12 protein-coding genes are annotated in these 18596 nt (G+C 43.5%); 11 read left to right on the forward strand and 1 reads right to left on the reverse strand.

Features of this window, described 5'->3' with window-relative positions:
• Positions 1 to 458: 458 nt before the first annotated feature.
• The 8 genes from BMX50_RS01555 (at position 459) to BMX50_RS01590 (ending at position 11743) form a co-directional block, all read left to right on the forward strand.
• A complete protein-coding gene (locus BMX50_RS01555; protein ID WP_208864619.1) occupies positions 459 to 3488 on the forward strand; it encodes a SusC/RagA family TonB-linked outer membrane protein in 3030 nt (1009 codons plus the stop codon).
• Positions 3489 to 3498: 10 nt separating this feature from the next.
• Complete coding sequence (locus BMX50_RS01560) at positions 3499 to 5163, forward strand: RagB/SusD family nutrient uptake outer membrane protein (protein ID WP_091206705.1); 1665 nt, start codon at positions 3499 to 3501, stop codon at positions 5161 to 5163.
• A 118-nt stretch (positions 5164 to 5281) separates the two neighbouring features.
• Positions 5282 to 6070, forward strand: a complete 789-nt coding sequence (locus tag BMX50_RS01565) for a sialate O-acetylesterase (protein WP_091206708.1) — start codon at positions 5282 to 5284, stop codon at positions 6068 to 6070.
• Positions 6071 to 6235: 165 nt separating this feature from the next.
• Entirely contained in the window at positions 6236 to 7321 is a 1086-nt protein-coding gene (locus BMX50_RS01570) for a glycoside hydrolase 5 family protein (RefSeq protein ID WP_208864620.1), read from the forward strand.
• Positions 7322 to 7393: 72 nt separating this feature from the next.
• Entirely contained in the window at positions 7394 to 8164 is a 771-nt protein-coding gene (locus tag BMX50_RS01575) for a 3-keto-disaccharide hydrolase (RefSeq protein ID WP_091206711.1), read from the forward strand.
• Between the two features lie 7 nt (positions 8165 to 8171).
• The gene (locus BMX50_RS01580) at positions 8172 to 9527 is read left to right on the forward strand and encodes a Gfo/Idh/MocA family protein (protein ID WP_091206714.1); all 1356 of its coding nucleotides are present in this window, start codon (positions 8172 to 8174) and stop codon (positions 9525 to 9527) included.
• Entirely contained in the window at positions 9505 to 10551 is a 1047-nt protein-coding gene (locus BMX50_RS01585) for an FAD:protein FMN transferase (RefSeq protein WP_091206716.1), read from the forward strand. The genes BMX50_RS01580 and BMX50_RS01585 overlap by 23 nt, the downstream gene beginning before the upstream one ends.
• Complete coding sequence (locus tag BMX50_RS01590; protein ID WP_091206719.1) at positions 10544 to 11743, forward strand: Gfo/Idh/MocA family protein; 1200 nt, start codon at positions 10544 to 10546, stop codon at positions 11741 to 11743. Before BMX50_RS01585 ends, BMX50_RS01590 begins: the two co-directional genes overlap by 8 nt.
• A gap of 156 nt (positions 11744 to 11899) precedes the next feature.
• On the opposite strand, the gene BMX50_RS01595 is transcribed toward BMX50_RS01590, so the two are convergent.
• On the reverse strand, positions 11900 to 13681 hold the full coding sequence (locus BMX50_RS01595; protein WP_091208539.1) for a hypothetical protein: 1782 nt from the start codon (positions 13679 to 13681) through the stop codon (positions 11900 to 11902).
• Between the two features lie 155 nt (positions 13682 to 13836).
• On the opposite strand from BMX50_RS01595, the gene BMX50_RS01600 reads away from it, so the two are divergent.
• The 3 genes from BMX50_RS01600 (at position 13837) to ccoN (ending at position 18594) form a co-directional block, all read left to right on the forward strand.
• A complete protein-coding gene (locus tag BMX50_RS01600) occupies positions 13837 to 16227 on the forward strand; it encodes a heavy metal translocating P-type ATPase (protein WP_091206721.1) in 2391 nt (796 codons plus the stop codon).
• Positions 16224 to 16385: a cbb3-type cytochrome oxidase assembly protein CcoS gene (ccoS, locus tag BMX50_RS01605; protein ID WP_091206725.1), complete on the forward strand. Its 162-nt coding sequence runs from the start codon at positions 16224 to 16226 to the stop codon at positions 16383 to 16385. Before BMX50_RS01600 ends, ccoS begins: the two co-directional genes overlap by 4 nt.
• An 82-nt stretch (positions 16386 to 16467) precedes the next feature.
• Positions 16468 to 18594, forward strand: a complete 2127-nt coding sequence (ccoN, locus tag BMX50_RS01610) for a cytochrome-c oxidase, cbb3-type subunit I (RefSeq protein ID WP_091206728.1) — start codon at positions 16468 to 16470, stop codon at positions 18592 to 18594.
• The last annotated feature ends 2 nt before the right edge of the window (positions 18595 to 18596 follow it).

The raw sequence follows: 18596 nt of genomic DNA on the forward strand, positions 1-18596 counted from the left end.
CAGTCAATTTGTTATACATATCTACTAAGACTAATGATTTGTAATTTGAGACAAATCGACAAAAAGTTGAACAGAATTTGCGAATCCCATTCGTTTATTTTGACCCTCAATAAACCCAAATAATAAAAAACATCCTGCAATTTTTTTCGTCGTCAACGCGTCTGTGAGGATTTTGCAGCATACATCAATATTTTATGAATAACACTCCCGGCAATTTAGCCCAGGGAACAACTGCGTGAAAACTAACAACCTATTAATCTACTAAACCGCAATAGCATATGAAGAAAACAGACTTTTGAAAAATACAATCGGCCGGTAATATTTTAATTATCAACCCTCAATACAAAAGCCCGGAATACTTTTCAAATATCCTTTGCCGTCGCGCAATCGTGCTTTTTAATTGAGTTATCAATCCAATAATAAACCAATTTCCAAATATGAATTATAAACATTTACTCGTGAAAATTATCAGAATAACGTTTTTGCCGTTATTTATTTTATTCTCACTAACAGGCATTGCATTAGCAAACTCCGCTAATGCTCATGCTGTACTTAAAAGAAAATTGACTCCTGAACTAATGGGCAATGCTATTAGCATTACAGGAAAAGTGGTAGATGAAAAAACGGGGGAGCCGTTGCCCGGTGTCACCATAAAAGTTAAAGGAACAACCATTGCAACGGTAACAAATGCAAATGGTATGTATACCATAAACGCTCCCAATGCCGAAGCCGTGCTTGCGTTTTCATTTCTTGGCTTTGAACAACAGGAAAAGCCTGTTGGAAACGACAAGGTGATCAACATCGCTTTAAAGGCAAGTCAAAGTAGCCTTAACGAAGTAGTAGTAGTTGGTTACGGCACGCAGAAAAGGCAGTACGTTACCGGAGCTGTAGCCAGTGCAAATCTAAACGCTTTCCGGGACGCACCTAATACCAACGTTGCACAAAATTTACAGGGAACAGTACCGGGGCTAAACGTAGGCCCGGTAACCACATCAGGTTCAACGCCAACCATCACCATCCGCGGGCAAAATACCATCAGTGGAAATAAGAACGTTTTGATTATCCTGGATGGGGTTCAATATAATAATTCCCTTAGCTCAATTAATCCGGATGATATTGCATCGATAGATATATTAAAAGATGCCAGTTCTACTGCGGTATACGGTGCTCAGGCAGCTAACGGTGTTATACTCATCACCAGCCGTAAGGGTGCAAATAATAGTAAACCGCGCATTAATATCTCAACATCGTACGCTACAGAAACGCCTGCAGGCAATACTCACCCCATGGAGCGTGACGAATACCTTGAGCACGTAAGAAACCTGTATTACACCAAAGCTTTTCTGGCACCTGACTATACTACGCCCGATCCGAGTTTTAACCTGGCCCTGTATGTTGACCACACTCAACGTGACGCCAATAATAATTTGGTGCCGACAGATTTTAACTGGTATAAAGCCGGAACCAAAACTGGTTTTATCAATGACAATCAGGTAAGCGTATCCGGCGGGGGCGAAAAAGTGAATTATCTTATATCGGCTGCGTACACCAACCAGGCCGGTTATATTATTTACGACCTTTTTAAGCGTAAAAATCTGCGTACCAATCTGGAAATTCAACCAAAGAGTTGGTTAAAATTAGGGGTACAGGCGTTTGGCTCATTTGTTAATAACGATGGAGCAGAGCCCTCACTGACGGATCTGTTTCAGATGGGCCCGTTAAATACACCCTACAATGCCGACGGTAGCTTAAATCCATATCCGATGGCTACAAACCAAACCAATCCATTCTTGGCATCCAACGTGAGCGATTTTGAGCGTCATAATTATCTTTTCGCCAATCTTTTCGCTCAAATTGATTTTCCATTTCTTAAGGGGTTAAGCTACAGGCTCAACTTTGGCAATAACGCACGCAGCGACGAGCATTATTTTGCCAGTCAATATGGCGCGGGTTTAACAGGGTCGGCTTATAAAAACAATGAGCAGTATTATGACTATACCCTGGATAATATTTTAACTTACAACAAAAGTTTCAAAAAGCACAGCATTACCGCCACATTACTTTATGGTGCTGTTGAGCGTAAGGATGATTATACCGGTGCGTCGGCCAACGGGTTTACGGGCCTTACCCTGGGATATAATAATTTAGGGCAGGGAACCAATGAATTTGCCACATCAAACGCATGGTCCGAACAGCTTAATTACCAGATGGCGCGTATCAATTACGCCTATAATGGCAGGTATTTGCTAACGGCTACCGTAAGACGCGATGGTTATTCTGGGTTTGCGGCTAACAACAAATATGCTACTTTTCCATCGGCTTCTTTGGGTTGGGTATTTTCTGACGAGCCATTTGTACACCTGCCGTGGCTGGATAATGGAAAACTCCGTGCTTCATACGGCGTTAGCGGTAATCAAACTGCCCGCTATTATTCGCTCGACCAGGTCTCGACCCAAACAGCTTATGTATTTGGTGACGGCGGAACCACACAATATGGTCAATACGTATCTACTTTGGCTAACCCGAACCTGAAATGGGAACGCACCTTTGAACTAAACTTTGGTCTTGATTTTTCATTGTTCAAAGGACGTCTTTCGGGCAGTTTAGATTATTATGACCGGCATACAAAAGACCTTTTGTTCAGTGTGCAAATACCAACAATCACCGGATTCACCGCCATTAATACCAACGTAGGCGAAATATCCAATAAGGGGGTGGAGATATCACTATCTTCAAAAAACATTGCCAGAAAGGATTTTGGCTGGAACACGACCTTTGCATTTTCAAAAAACGTTAATAAAATAATGAGCTTGCTGGGTACCGGCGATCTGGTTTCCAGTAACCTGTTTATTGGTCAGTCCATTAATGCGGTTTACGGCTACCGTACTAATGGCATTTATCAGGTCGGCGAAACTCCGCCATCGGGCTATTATACGGGCAACTTACGCATTGTGGATAATAACGGTGACGGAAAAATCAATACTGATGATCGCACCATATTAGGTAGCGCCGATCCAGCGTATCGTTTTAGTGTTCTTAATACTTTTACGTATAAAAATTTAAGCCTTAGTGCCTTCATTAACTCAGTTCAGGGGGGCAGCAATGGCTACCTCGGCAGCAATTCGCCTTCACAACAACTAACGGACAATTCGGTACGCTGGAACTCTATGAGCGGTATTGATTTCTGGAACCCAGGCAATCCCAATGGCAAGTATCCAATGTATATCAACTCGCCTACAATTGCCCCAACCCAATACTTCAGCCGTAGTTTTGTAAGGTTACAGGATGTAACCCTCTCTTACAAAATCAACAACAGTTTCACCAAGCGAATCGGCATACAAAATTTAACTGTTTTTGCCAGCGGTAAAAATCTCCATACCTGGACTAAATGGCAGGGATGGGATCCTGAAATAGCCAATGGCGGACTAACCATTAACGGCCGTCCGTTGCTAAAAACCTATTCATTCGGACTTAATCTGACGCTTTAATCCAACTATTATGAAGAAGATATTTTATTCAACCAGTTTATTATTTATTCTCACAACCATTTTCTCGTGTAAAAAATCATTCCTGGATGAGAAACCGTTGGATTTTCTGAGTGGCTCAAATGCCTATCAAACTTATGCCGATTTTACCATTGCAGCTAATGATATTTATCGTGTAACTCGTTTAGAGTTTTACACCCGCGATGAAAGCACCCCCTTTGATTATATGTTTGGCTGCGATATAGTTTATGACGGCCAGCCGGCAACAGCCCGGCACACACCTATGGCATCAGCTTATGCACCTACCGGTAGTATTCCAACAGCTCATTGGTCGGCTTTTTATAAAATTATCTCTGAGGCCAATGCTATTATCAGCCGTGCGCCAAATTCAGTCATGACAGATGACCAAAAAACACTTGTTACCGCGAAAGCAAAGTTTTTTCGGGCATTTGCTTACCGTACGTTAGCATATTTATACGGTGGGGTGCCTTTAATTACGCAGGAGGTAACGAGCGCCAAAACTGATTTTACACGGGCAACCAAAGCCGAAGTTTATGCGCAATGTATTGATGACCTTAAGTTTGCGGTTACCAATCTGCCATCGATCAATAAAGTTTTAGACGGCGAAATTAACAGCCAGGCCGCAGGGCATTTATTGGCCGAGGTATACCTTGCTGCTGGGCAATACCAAAACGCGGTTGATGCAGCTACCAAAGTGATCACTGATGCAAATGTGCATTTGATGACCGCAAGGTTTGGCTCAAAGGCCAATGTTACTACAGGGAATGTATATTGGGACCTTTTTCAACCTAATAATCAAAACCGTACTACCGGCGGAAACTTTGAGGGGCTGTGGGTGATACAGCTTGAAACCGATGTACCAGGCGGGTCTTCAGTATCAACTGCGATGGCCGGCAACTACCTGCTTGAACGTAACGCAGGGCCTAACTTATCCCTTATTACCGGTGTAACTCCCAATCCCTTTTTATGGCCGGTTGATGATTTGACTGGCGGCAGGGGAATTGGCTGGGCAATCTCCACTAAACATTTTAGCGATGAAATCTGGGCGAGTGACTTTGATAACGACATCCGTAATGCCAACATCAACTTTGTCAGGAATTTTACTGCTACCAATCCTGCCTCTCCTTATTATAAAAAAGTTATCTCTACCCAGGCTCCTATAGCAGGTATTACAGTTCCTTCAAGGCAGTTTTATGCTTACGAGGCCAAATGTACTACGCCGGGTGCTCACCCTTCAAATCTCATCAGTAACTCATCTAACGGTTTGCTCAAGGCTACAGCCGGCGGCACCTACCTTGATCAATATATGTTCAGACTGGCAGAAACCTATTTTATAAGGGCCGAAGCTTACCTTAACCTTAATAACCCTACAGCTGCCGCTGCGGATATCAACACGGTGAGGGCCCGGTCAAATGCCAAACCTGTCGATCCGTCAAATGTTAATATCGATTACATCCTGGATGAGCGGCTGCGCGAATTAGGATATGAGGAAAAAAGGCGGCTTACCCTGATGAGGTTAGGATTGTGGTATGACAGGGTTAAACGATTTAACCCATATTACAGCGATGCCCTGCAAACATACAATCTGTGGCCAATCCCACAATCGGAAATTGAACGTAACAATACGGGTACGCTTACGCAAAACCCAGGTTATTAATTAATTTACCAAGCGAAAATTTCAGAAGGCAGCTTGCGTGTAAATCGCACGCAGGCTGTCTCTATTTCCTGATTTTGCAGTAACCTGGCTCGTGAAAATGTTTTAGTAAATCAATCAAATGCGTGTCAATCATCTTTTTTCGATAGCCTTGTTGGGCCTTATGTTATGGGCTCCCCGTTTAGTTTACGCCCAGGTTGCCAGGGTCGATTCTAATTTTCACATCTATTTGCTGATGGGTCAATCAAATATGGCTGGAAGAGGGCCGGTCACACAGCAATACACTGCCGAACATCATAACCGTGTTATGGTGCTAAATAAAAACCTTGAATGGGTAATTGCACATCATCCCCTGCATTCTGAAAAACCGGCCGTTGATGGGGTAGGCCCTGGCTTATCATTTGGAATGACATTGGCAAAAAGAAGTTCAAAAATCACCATTGGCCTGGTGCCCTGCGCAATCGGTGGATCGCCTATAGAACATTGGGTTCCGGGTGCTTTTGACCCGCCTACTAAAACATATCCATGGGACGACGCGGTGAAAAAGATTATTTATGCTATGAAAACCGGTGTTATTAAAGGTGTGGTATGGCATCAGGGAGAATCCGACAGCCGGCCTGAGCTTGCAGCCAATTATTTAAAAAACCTTGAAGCGCTCATTGAGCGTGTAAGGCAAGTAACCGGAAATGCAAACCTGCCATTTGTAGCAGGTGAACTTGGTCGGTTTTACAAGGAAAATGCAACAATAAACGCAGAATTGAAAAAACTGCCTGCGCTGGTGCCTTTTACAGGAGTTGTATCATCGGCCGGGTTAGTACATAAGGGCGATACACTGCATTTTGATAGTAAATCTGCCGAAAAATTGGGTAAAAGATATGCCCGCAAGATGCAGCAGGTAACTTCAAATTAAAACGCTCAACCTTTTTCAGTTTGAGACAAATCGACAAAAAGTTGAACAGATTTTATAAGTGCCATTGGTTTACTTTGGTTCAAAATAAATCCAATAATAAATCGTACGGCAAATTCTTTTTATAGCTATACAGTCAATTGTATTTGCAGTACACAGCAAACTTTTATGAAATTAAAAATACTTACCTTAATTATTGCAGGGGTAACTTTAACAACCACCACCTTTTCTCAAAGCAAAGCTATCGCCCCCGGCAAAGTATGGTCGGCCGAAAAGGCTAATGCATGGTATAAACAACAGCCCTGGCTGGTAGGTGCCGATTATATACCGGCAAGTGCAATAAACCAACTGGAAATGTGGCAGGCCGATACTTTTGACGCGGGCACAATAGATAAAGAACTTGGATGGGCAGAAGGTATTGGCATGAACACCATGCGGGTGTTTTTACACAGCCTGGCCTACAAAGCCGACCCGACAGGTTTTAAATCACGGGTTAATCAATTCCTGGCCATTGCTAACAAACACCACATCAGGCCGTTATTTGTTTTTTTTGACGATTGCTGGAATAAAGTACCCCAGATAGGCAAACAGCCCGAAAAAAAGTTAGGCATCCACAACTCAGGCTGGATGCAGGACCCCGGTGACCCTGCTTACAAAGAAACCGCAGGCTATCCGGCATTGGAAATCTACGTGAAAGACGTATTAAAAACCTTTTCGCATGATAAGCGCATCCTGCTTTGGGATCTTTATAATGAGCCGGGAAACAGTGGTAAAGTGGGTACCAGCATGCCGTTGCTTGCACAAATATTTACCTGGGCAAGGGCAGTAAATCCCGATCAGCCTGTTACAGCAGGACTTTGGAACTGGAGCGAAAAATTCAGCGAGCTTAACAGGTTTCAGTTAGCCAACTCTGATGTAATATCATATCATTGCTATGATAGCCCCGAACAACATTTACGCACGATAGAACTGCTTAAGCTTTTTGGCAAACCTTTGGTTTGTACCGAATACATGGCCAGGCCCCGTAACAGTACGTTTATAAATACGTTGCCGATCCTGAAAAAACAAAATGTAGCGGCTATAAACTGGGGATTTGTAGATGGAAAAACCAACACTAAATATGCATGGAGCAAACCAATGCCAGATGGTGGTGAACCCGAACTATGGTTTCACGAAATTTTTAAAGCCGACGGAAGTCCTTACAAGAAAGAAGAAACTGATTTAATTAAAGAACTGACCGGCGTAAAACAATAATTAACAGGTTAACTGTACAATTTACCATTCAGTGCCCCAATAACATAAAATATAATTGCAACATTGAAATCCATGAAAAAAAACAAATTGATCATTAGTGCTTTAGCATTGCTTTTTGCAGGTACACAAGTTTATGCACAAGCCAATAATTCAGAAAAATCACAATCTAAAGTAAATACCCTTAGTGCAGCCGAGAAAAAAGAAGGATATAAGCTGCTTTGGAATGGCAAGGATGATGCAGGCTGGCGCGCCATATTTAAAGATCATTTTCCTGACAAGGGTTGGGAAATGAAAGACGGTATATTAACCGTACACGCATCCAATGGAAAAGAAGAAGGATCAGGTGGTGATATTGTTACCAATAAAGAATATTCGGCTTTTATATTAAAGTTTGATTTTAAACTAACCCCTGGCGCTAACAGCGGTGTAAAATATTTTGTTACCGAACAGGAAAAAACCGAAAAATCAGGCATTGGCCTTGAATACCAGGTATTGGACGATGACCTGCATCCCGATGCAAAACTGGGTAAAGATGGCGACCGTAAACTGGCATCACTGTATGACCTGATCCCTTCAAATAAGCCAGCTTCAATTATTAAACCAATTGGAGAGTGGAACAGTGGCGAGATAAGGGTTTACCCTGATAACCGCGTAGAGCATTGGCTCAATGGTGTTAAGGTAATATCGTATGTACGCGGATCGAAGGAGTTTAAAGACCTGGTAGCCATCAGCAAATACAAAATATGGAGCAATTTCGGGCAGGCACCAAAAGGGCATATCTTGTTGCAAGACCACGGGAACACGGTATCATACCGAAACATCAAAATAAAAGAGCTTAATTAAGATTGTGATGGATAATTCGAGAAGAGAGTTTATAAAAAAAACAGCTATTGCAGCAGCCGGTACTTACGTGGGTACGCTGGGTATGTCGGCAAAAAGCTATGCCAATATTATTGGCGCAAATGACAGGGTACGTGTAGGAGTGGTAGGCTTTTCAGATAGATTTAAAGACACGCTGTTTCCCTGCTTTTTAAACCATAACAAAGAACTGAATTTTGATATCGTTGCCTTGTCTGATTTGTGGAACTACCGTCGTGGATTAGGTACAGATCATATTAAAAACAAAATCGGGCATGATATTACCGCCTGCAGAAATAATGATGAACTGTATGCGCTAAAGGATCTCGACGCAGTGATCATCAGCTCGCCCGATTTTGCACATGCATCACATGCTATTGAAGCTGTGGGGCATAAAAAGGACGTGTATTGCGAAAAGCCATTTGCCGAAACTATGGACGATGCCCGGGCCGCACTGAAAGCTGTGAGGGGATCAAAGCAGCTCCTGCAGATAGGTTCGCAGCGCCGCAGCGGACAAAATTACCAGGCCGCTGCCGAGTTTATTAAACAAGGCAAGTTTGGCGATATTACCATGGTTGAATTAAGCTGGAACGTGAACCAGCCGGGACGCTGGCGCAGGCCCGATCTGGTAGCTAAGTTAAAAGAAGAAGACACCGATTGGAAACGTTTCCTGCTCAACCGCCCATATGAAGCATTTAATCCAAGGATTTATTTGGAATATCGTTTGTTTTGGCCGTACTCATCCGGAATGCCCGGCCAATGGATGAGCCACCAGATTGATACGGTACATTGGTTTACGGGCTTGCCACATCCACGCAGCGTAACCGCAAACGGCGGCATTTATCAGTGGAAAGACGGTCGCCGCAATTGGGATACTACCACCGCAGTATTTGACTACGGTCCGTTAGATGATATGAGCAAAGGCTTCCAGGTGGTATTTACATCGCGCATGCACAACGGCGAAGAAAAGCCGGCAGAGATTTACTACTCAAACGGCGGTGAGCTAAACCTTATCACCAATACCATATCGCCACAGGGCGGCCTAACTGCCAGGGCTGCTTCCGCCATGCATATGCAGCCTAATTTGCTGCCAGAGGTAAAGCTTGCACCGCCTTCGGCGGCGGCGGCATCGGCAAATACCGGTGCCGACATATTGAGCTCAAACCATATGCGTAACTGGCTCGAGTGCATCCGTAGCCGCAATGAGCCTAATGCACCCGTTGAAGCAGGTTATCATCACTCTATCGCAAACATTATGACCAATGCTGCCGTACATACAGGCGGAAAAGCTATGTTTGATGAAAATAGACAAGAGGTTATTGTAAATGGTAAAGTATTTAAATATTAAGAAAGCATGGTTTGCCGCTATGGCCATAATGTGCTTTCTGATAACAGGAGAGATATCAGCTTTCGGGCAGGAACATCTTAATAAATTTCACATCGAAGGTTACGCCCAGGGAACAACTTACCAGGTTACCTATTATGCTGCCGACAGCATAATCACGCAAAAACAAACCGATAGCTTACTGTCGCAGTTGGATCAATCTGTATCCTTATATAAGCCGGAGTCGTTAATCTGCAAATTTAACCAGTCGGCAAAAGGTATAGTCATTGATAGCCATTTTAAGCTACTGGTAAAAAAAGCTTTAGAGATAAACCGTACTACAAGCGGCGTTGTTGATGTTACCGTAAAACCCCTGGTTGATGCCTGGGGTTTTGGCGTAAAGAAGCCGAAAAGTTTCCCGAATGATGCAGAAGTAAAAAACATACTTAAAGATGTGGGTAGTGATAAAATCTGGTTGAAAGGAAATTTTTTACATAAGAAAACGCCGGGCGTACAGATAGATCTTAACGGCATTGGCCAGGGCTATGCGGCCGATTTGCTTGGCAATTTGTGCGAACTGCACCATGTTTACAATTATGTAGCGGAAATAGGCGGCGAGCTGCGTATAAAGGGGAGTAAACCTGGTGGCGAGCAGTTTAAAATAGGTATTGAAGCTATTGACGGGAATGATATAAACCCCGGCCCCTTACGCAGAATTATAGAACCGGGGAATGGCGCGGTAACCACATCGGGTAATTACCGTAAACATTTGGAGGCTGGCGGCAAGCAAATCTCCCATATCATGGACCCTAAAACCGGTTATCCAACCCAAAATGAGATGATCAGCGTAACTGTTTGGGCAACAGATGGTATTACAGCCGATGGTTATGATAACGGCTTTATTGCCATGGGATTAAAAAAAACACTTCGTTTTTTGAATAATAGAACAGATATTGGGGCATACATTATTTACAAAAAGCCCGGCGGAATGGTTGCCGATACCGTAACTTCCGGGTTTAAAAGCCATATGAAACTAAAAAATGAATAGAAGATCTTTTGTTGCAAATACCGGACTGATAGCAGGAGGGGTATTACTTAGTAATATAGGCCTTGCTAAAGTCGACGCTACAGACGTAATAAAAATTGGTGTTATTGGATGCGGAGACAGAGGAAAGGGAGTGATGCAGGTAATGAACCAATCGCCTGATAAATTTAAGATAGTTGCCATTTGCGATGTTTTGGATTTTCGCTTGTCCGAGGCACAAAAACTAAGTAAAGATAAACCTTATAAATCCTATACTGATTACCGTCGTCTGTTAGACGATAGTTCAGTCGACGCAGTACTGGTCGCGGTGCCACTTAATATGCACTATGCAATAGCTGTAGATACGCTCAATGCAGGCAAGCACCTGTATCTCGAAAAAACGATGACCTTTAATATTGAACAGGCGCTGGAACTGGTAAAACTGGCAAAAAGCAAGCCAAAGCAAACAGTACAAATAGGGCACCAGTATCGTTATTCGCCGCTGTATTACAGGGTGAAAGAGATGATCAATAAGGGCTACCTGGGCAAAATAACCCAGATTGATTGCCGTTGGGACCGCAACGGCAATTGGCGCAGGCCGGTGCCTGATCCATCCCTGGAAAGGCAAATTAACTGGCGGATGTACAAGGAATATTCAGGTGGCCTGATGGCCGAGCTGTTATCGCACCAGATTGATTTTATCAATTGGGCATTTGATACCAATCCGTCAGATTTTCAGGCAACAGGTGGTATTGATGTTTTTAAGGATGGGCGCGAAACTTACGATAACGTACAGGTTATGCTGCGATATCCTGAGCAGGGCATGATAGGTAATTTTGGTGCAACATGTGGTAATGCGCGGGATGGATTTTTGTTTAAGATTAAAGGCACGCAGGGAACTGTATCCCTGCTAACCGATCAGGGTATGTTTTATCCCGAAAAACAATTGTTAAAGGAAAAAGGTCTGGTTGATGGCGTTACCGGGGCTACCCGGATTACCTGGAATAAAGAAGGCGGCACGCCAATTTTACCTGAGTCCACCAAAGATGGCACCTGGTATGCCCTGAATGATTTTTATGAAAAAGTACGTTCAGGCAAGTTACCGGATTCCAATATCTATACAGGGGCCCGGACAGCTATATGTGTCCATTTGGCTAATAAGGCTTTGTACAACAAAGAAATAGTTAGCTGGAAAAGCGAATATTCCAATATATAACGCAAGAAAACCGGAGTAAACACCGGGCGGCATGCCAAAGTGTTTACTCCGGTTTATAAAGCTTTCAGGAGCATTTGAGCGAATGGAAGCCTAAATACATGCAGGCAAAAGTCGTAGCTAAAGGCTGATTTTTCAATTCTTTTACTGTGATAAAAATCAGTACGTCAATAAGTTATTTAATTTATCTTCAAAGTTACTTAGCTCGTTAAGCAAATTCATATTAAAGGTTAACGCAGTTGCTGATAGGTGGAACAACTGTTTGTAATAACCGATGCCTTCATACAACTGGGCTTTGAACTTATCCAGTTGTTTCTTTTTCTTATCTGTAATATTTATTAGATGTGTTTTAACGTCGGTTTGCAGGTAATCGATATAGAGTTCAAGCTCCTTGATGAACATGTTCGGGCGTTGTACTTTCTCCAGCAGGTTCAGCTTGCCATAAATATGTTTTACCATTTCATCCAGTGTATAAAGCCTGTTAAAGTAAGCAAGGTTAGGGCCGGGGCATACAGCAACCGCGGATGCTTCTTTTGATTTCAGGATCTCATATTTAGTATAAGCCGATGTACATAAACCTTCGCAAAGGCAAATCTTTTCGGTAACCGAATCAACCTGCTGCCGCAATTCATCTTCGGGCAGGTTAAGCGATTGCAATTGTTTGATCTTTAAGTTTTGATACTCTCTTGAAGCAGTACATATAGGTTGTTCAGTGAATTCGGTGTTGGTAACCAGGTATTTCTTGGTACAAGGGCTGCCGGGGCGGTTCATTTGAATACGTTTCAATCTTAATTGCTCCATGCTATTGGGCCTGAAATTATTGAACAGAATACCTAACGGCGAGGCATTGCTAACATAAAAATCGGCTATAGATGAATTAGCAAGCTGCATTAGGGTCTGTTCATCTACATTAGTGGTTTCCGGAACCAGTAAAAACGGGCTTCCCCAGCCGGTGGCATCCAGCCGGTAATGCTCCATCAAAAAGTTATTTTCTTCAGCTGTGCCTATGCCGCCCTGAACGCTCAGTCGTTGTTGAGGCACAATGGCGTTATTAATCCCTTTTTGATTTAATGCGGCATTATATAATTCAAAAAGTTCGGCAGTCATTTCCGCTCGTTTCTGTTTAAACTCTTCCAATATCGGCCCAAGTAAAAAGCCCTCGGTGGCGAAAGCATGCCCACCACAGTTCAAGCCCGATTCAACTCTGAACTCAGATACCCATAACCCTTTTTTGGCCAAAAATTTAGCCTGTATAAATGCCGAACGAAAATCGCTTACCTTGAGGATGATCCGCTTGGGGAAATTTCCTTCCTTATCCGGTAAAAACTCATCGAAAGTCTCCAGGTAACTGTAAAGCCTGGGGTTCATCCCGGCCGATAAGATAATTGAGGAATGGAGTGAACTATTAACAAAGCCACGTAAGGCCGCTAACGCATCAGTATTTTCATCGCCAAGGTAATTACCATCAGCATCAAAATTCATCTTATCCACTTTCGACATGATATTAACGTCGATAGCGCCAACAGTCATTTTTTTGCGAAGGATATTTTGAAAAATCTGCTTCCGTTCCCCATCCGGATATTCCAGCATCAATTCATAGCCTTGTTTAAGCTGCGATGAATCAGGCAAAAGCTCAAAGTAACGCGTAATGTCAGTACCGGGCTCAAACAGCTGATTGCTCAGTTGCTCAAATTGTTGATTTACTAACTCATGAACAAGGTTAAGGTATGCTTTGATGCGGTTTGCGCGCGCATCAGGAGCCGATTTAGATATCGGAATAAATGTTTTATCACTATTTAATGTGTGATACTCCCGCATCCTTTCAATTAATTCGTCATCTACTATCGAGATAACCGACGAGATACCGTAACGTGCTACTTTTAATGGGGTATCAACAGAATATCCTAATCCTAATACCGGGATATGAAATGTATGGCTCATGCAGATTTTTTGTTTTGACGGAACCTGTGTTCCTGCTGTCAAAACTATGGAGGGTGTTAGCTTCAAAAACTGACGGATATCACATTTTGGACAATTGCTCGTCATTATTTATCCGGCATTTATAGGGCAGTTTTGAAGCTGAAAGCATATACAGCATGACAGGAAGCCCAACCATTGAGAAAATAAGCTGTTACCATTGCGGTGACGACTGTTTAACCGAAAATTACACACTTGAGGATAAATATTTTTGTTGCCACGGCTGCAAGAGCGTTTACCAGCTGCTGTCAGAAAGCCAGCTTTGCAATTATTACACTTATAATGACCACCCCGGCGCTACCCGGGCACGTATAGACAGGCGTTTCGATTACCTGTCCGAACCATCCATAGTAAACCAGCTTATCGATTATACCGATGAGCATATAACCATGGTTACATTCTATATACCGCATATCCATTGCAGCTCGTGTTTGTGGCTGCTGGAAAAGCTCAATAAAATTAATCCTGCTGTACACTATTGCCGCGTTGATTTTTTGAAGAAACAACTGAATATCCGCTTTGACCATCACCGTTTAAGCCTGCAGCAATTGGTTGAGTTGTTATATGATATCGGCTACGAACCGCTGATCAGCTTACAGGATGTTATCAAAGAACAAAACGCTGCTACTAAAGATCACCTTGTTCAGAAAATAGCCGTTGCCGGGTTTTGTTTTGGTAACGTAATGCTGTTAAGCTTCCCCGAATACTTCGGTATATCAACGTACGAGCAATCATTCAGGCAGTTTTTTGGCTGTTTAAATGTGTTGTTCAGTTTGCCGGTTGTTTTTTACAGCGGCCGGGAATATTTTATTTCAGCATGGCAAAATCTGCGTCGTAAATCGTTAAATATCGATTTTCCGTTGGCCCTGGGCATCGCTGTGCTTTTTGTACGTACCGTTTTTGAAGTAGCTACCCATACCGGGGCGGGTTTTGCCGATACACTTTGCGGATTGGTTTTCTTTTTATTGTTAGGCCAGTTTGTGCAAAAGAAAACCTATCATCATATCTCGTTCGAGCGTGATTACCGTTCATTTTTTCCTGTAGCTGTAAACATTATTGTTGATGAAAATGAAAAGCCCATTCCGCTTTCGGATCTGCATACCGGGTACCGGATCCTGATCCGCAATAATGAGATCATCCCGGCAGATGCCATATTATTGAAGGGGCATGCATTGATAGATTTTAGCTTTGTTACCGGCGAAGCAGTACCGGTAAACAAAACCCTGGGCGAGATCATTTATGCAGGCGGCCGCCAAACAGGTGAGGCTATTGAGCTGGAGGTGGTAAAGCCGGTATCGCAAAGCTACCTTACCCAGCTATGGAATAACGAGGCATTTAACCGTAAGCAGGATAACCGTGTACAAACCTTTAACCAAAAGGTGAGCAGGTATTTTACTGTGGTTTTATTGATCATAGCCTTTGCTTCTTTGCTGTTTTGGTTGCCAACGGATATCAACCGGGGCATAGCCGCTTTTACAGCGGTGCTGATAGTGGCTTGTCCATGTGCGCTGGCATTGAGTACGCCGTTCACGATGTCGGCGGCGTTAAGCATTTTTGACCGGAACCTTTTCTACCTGAAAAATACCGCCGTTGTTGAACAAATGGCTGCTATTGATACCATTGTGATGGATAAAACGGGTACCATTACTACCAGCGATAATGATCATGTTCAACTGAACGCACAATTAAGCGAAATAGACCGGGAACTGGTTTACAATGTTTGTATGCATTCTAATCACCCGCTAAGCAGGATGATCTGCAGGTACCTCGGCAGCTACAAACGTTTGCCGGTAAAAGAACTCACGGAAGCAGCAGGCCGCGGGATCACGGCTTCGGTGAACGGGTACGAGGTGTGTATCGGGAGCGAACAGCATGTTGCAGGGTATAGTAGGGACACTTCGGCGGGTACCAAAGTTCATGTTTCGGTAGATGGTAATTACCGGGGATACTTTGCCTTTGCCCATCAATACCGCGACGGACTGAAAAATATAAGCAGTCTGGAGCAGGACTATAAGTTATACCTTTTATCGGGCGACCAGGATCATGAACGCTTTGAGCTGATCCGTTTTTTTAAAACTCCTGATCATTTGTTTTTTAACCAGTCGCCCCAGGATAAGCTTGATTTTATTAGCAAACTGCAACAACAGGGCGCTAAGGTGATGATGATAGGCGATGGATTGAACGATGCGGGTGCGCTTAAACAAAGTGACCTGGGCATAGCTGTTACAGATAACGTAAACAACTTCTCGCCCGGCAGCGATGCCATTATGGATGGCCGGTCGTTTGGCAGACTACCAGCATTTTTACAGTTTTCGAGAGATACGGTAAGGATCATTCATGCATCTTTTCTGATCTCCCTTACCTATAATTTTATTGGTTTAAGTTATGCCGTTACGGGCAAGCTTTCGCCCTTATTTGCGGCTATTCTGATGCCGGTAAGTACGGTAACCATTATTTCGTTCACCAGCCTGGCCACACATTTCGCAGCCAAAAAAAGGAAACTATCATGAGTGTCATTTATTTTCTGATTGGGTGCAGTGTAGTACTTGCACTTATTTTCCTTATTGCTTTTTTCTGGGCACAAAGATCAGGTCAAAACGAAGATCTGTATACACCGTCTGTCCGCATCCTGTTGGATGATTCGGAGGATGCCGACCCCGAAAAGTGATATCTGTCATCTTTTACGCCAATCTCCATCATTCTGCCGCTTAAGCCAAGGCAATAGTTTTACACCATAATAAAAACACTTTATGCAGCCCGAAAAATTTTACTATGACAACAAGATCGTGCGGAATTTTGGCATAGCCACCGTGATCTGGGGGATAATTGGGATGACCGTGGGCCTCATCGCAGCTATACAATTGTATAGCCCGGGGATGAACATGGGCAACCAGTATACCACCTTTGGCCGCATCCGGCCGCTCCACACCAACGCCGTGATATTTGCCTTTGTGGGTAACGCCATTTTTATGGGTGTGTATTATTCATTGCAGCGCCTGCTTAAGGCCAGGATGTTCAGCGATTTGCTGAGCAGCATTCATTTTTGGGGCTGGCAGTTGATCATTGTTTCGGCGGTGATCACTTTACCGCTTGGCTTAACCACATCCCATGAATATGCAGAGCTGGAATGGCCTATCGATATTGCCATTACGATAATATGGGTGGTGTTCGGTATCAATATGTTTGGTACCATATTTAAACGTCGGGAAAGACATTTGTATGTAGCCATCTGGTTTTACATAGCCACCTTCGTTACCATTGCGGTATTACACATTGTAAACTCATTTGAGTTGCCGGTGTCTGCTTTTAAAAGTTATATGGTTTATGCCGGTGTACAGGATGCCCTTGTGCAATGGTGGTACGGCCATAATGCGGTTGCGTTTTTCCTTACCACGCCTTATTTGGGTATGATGTATTACTTTTTGCCCAAAATGGCTAACAGGCCAATCTATTCATACAAACTGAGTATTCTACACTTTTGGGCGCTGATATTCATTTATATCTGGGCTGGCCCGCACCACCTGTTATATACAACATTGCCAGGCTGGGCGCAGTCTTTAGGTATAGCATTTTCTATTATGCTGATAGCACCAAGCTGGGGAGGTATGATTAATGGTTTGCTAACACTGCGTGGCGCCTGGGACAAGGTTCGTGATGATGTTATCCTGAAGTTTATGGTGGTTGGGCTTACCGCTTATGGTATGGCAACTTTTGAAGGACCGATGCTTTCTCTAAAACAAGTTAACGCCATTGGGCACTTTACCGACTGGATTATTGCTCACGTACACGTTGGCGCTTTAGGTTGGAATGGTTTCTTAACCTTCGCTATACTGTACTGGCTGATACCCCGCATTTACAAAACTGAGCTTTACTCCAAAAAAATGGCTTCGTTTCACTTTTGGATAGGCACTTTGGGTATCTTGTTTTATGCGGTACCAATGTATTGGGCAGGCTTTACACAAGGCTTAATGCTTAAGGAATTTACACCCGACGGTATCCTGAAATATCCAAACTTCCTTGAAAGTACATTGCGCATTATCCCTATGCACGTAATGCGCTCTGTAGGTGGTACCTTTTACCTGCTTGGTGTAATTGTAATGGCATATAACCTGGTACGTACTGCAATGCAGGGCAAACTGGTAGCCAACGAAGCTGCACAGGCCCTGCCACTGGCTCCGCTGCCAAAAGCTGCCAAAGATGGCACCTGGCACCGTACGCTCGAGCGCAAACCTATACAGCTGATGATAGCCGCTTTGATAGTGATATTGATAGGCACATTTGTTGAGCTGATGCCAACGCTTACCATTTCATCAAATATCCCAACTATTGCTGCTGTTAAACCTTACACACCGCTTGAGCTACAGGGGAGGGACATTTATATAAGGGAAGGTTGCTCAAACTGCCACTCTCAAACGGTGAGGCCTTTCCGGTCTGAAACGGAGCGTTATGGTGAATATAGCAAAGCCGGCGAGTTTGTATATGACCATCCATTTTTATGGGGTTCAAAACGTACAGGCCCAGATTTGGCGCGCGAAGGAGGGAAGTATGGCAACGCCTGGCACTATAACCACCTGATGGACCCTCGATTAATGTCGCCAGGAAGTATCATGCCAAATTACGACTGGCTTTTAACCCAAACGCTTGATACCACCACAACCATAGCTAAAATAAATGCCATGCGTAAACTTGGCGTTCCATATGCACCGGGTTATGAAAGGATAGCCAACAGCGATCTGGATAAACAGGCCAAAGAAATTGCGGCCAACCTTTATACCGATCATATCAAAATCAAGAATGATAAAGAGGTGATAGCCATCATTGCCTATCTGCAACGCCTCGGTACCGATATTAAAGCCAACAAAACAGCCAATAAATAAAA

The sequence above is a fragment of the Mucilaginibacter gossypiicola genome, assembly GCF_900110105.1.
Lineage (GTDB): Bacteria > Bacteroidota > Bacteroidia > Sphingobacteriales > Sphingobacteriaceae > Mucilaginibacter > Mucilaginibacter gossypiicola.

Excerpts from the sequence above, each read along its gene's own strand:
- BMX50_RS01560 (WP_091206705.1), top strand. The coding sequence starts at position 3,499 with ATGAAGAAGATATTTTATTCAACCAGTTTATTATTTATTCTCACAACC.
- BMX50_RS01565 (WP_091206708.1), top strand. The coding sequence starts at position 5,282 with ATGCGTGTCAATCATCTTTTTTCGATAGCCTTGTTGGGCCTTATGTTA.
- BMX50_RS01570 (WP_208864620.1), top strand. The coding sequence starts at position 6,236 with ATGAAATTAAAAATACTTACCTTAATTATTGCAGGGGTAACTTTAACA.
- BMX50_RS01575 (WP_091206711.1), top strand. The coding sequence starts at position 7,394 with ATGAAAAAAAACAAATTGATCATTAGTGCTTTAGCATTGCTTTTTGCA.
- BMX50_RS01580 (WP_091206714.1), top strand. The coding sequence starts at position 8,172 with ATGGATAATTCGAGAAGAGAGTTTATAAAAAAAACAGCTATTGCAGCA.
- BMX50_RS01585 (WP_091206716.1), top strand. The coding sequence starts at position 9,505 with ATGGTAAAGTATTTAAATATTAAGAAAGCATGGTTTGCCGCTATGGCC.
- BMX50_RS01590 (WP_091206719.1), top strand. The coding sequence starts at position 10,544 with ATGAATAGAAGATCTTTTGTTGCAAATACCGGACTGATAGCAGGAGGG.
- BMX50_RS01595 (WP_091208539.1), bottom strand. The coding sequence starts at position 13,681 with ATGAGCCATACATTTCATATCCCGGTATTAGGATTAGGATATTCTGTT.
- BMX50_RS01600 (WP_091206721.1), top strand. The coding sequence starts at position 13,837 with ATGACAGGAAGCCCAACCATTGAGAAAATAAGCTGTTACCATTGCGGT.
- ccoS (WP_091206725.1), top strand. The coding sequence starts at position 16,224 with ATGAGTGTCATTTATTTTCTGATTGGGTGCAGTGTAGTACTTGCACTT.
- ccoN (WP_091206728.1), top strand. The coding sequence starts at position 16,468 with ATGCAGCCCGAAAAATTTTACTATGACAACAAGATCGTGCGGAATTTT.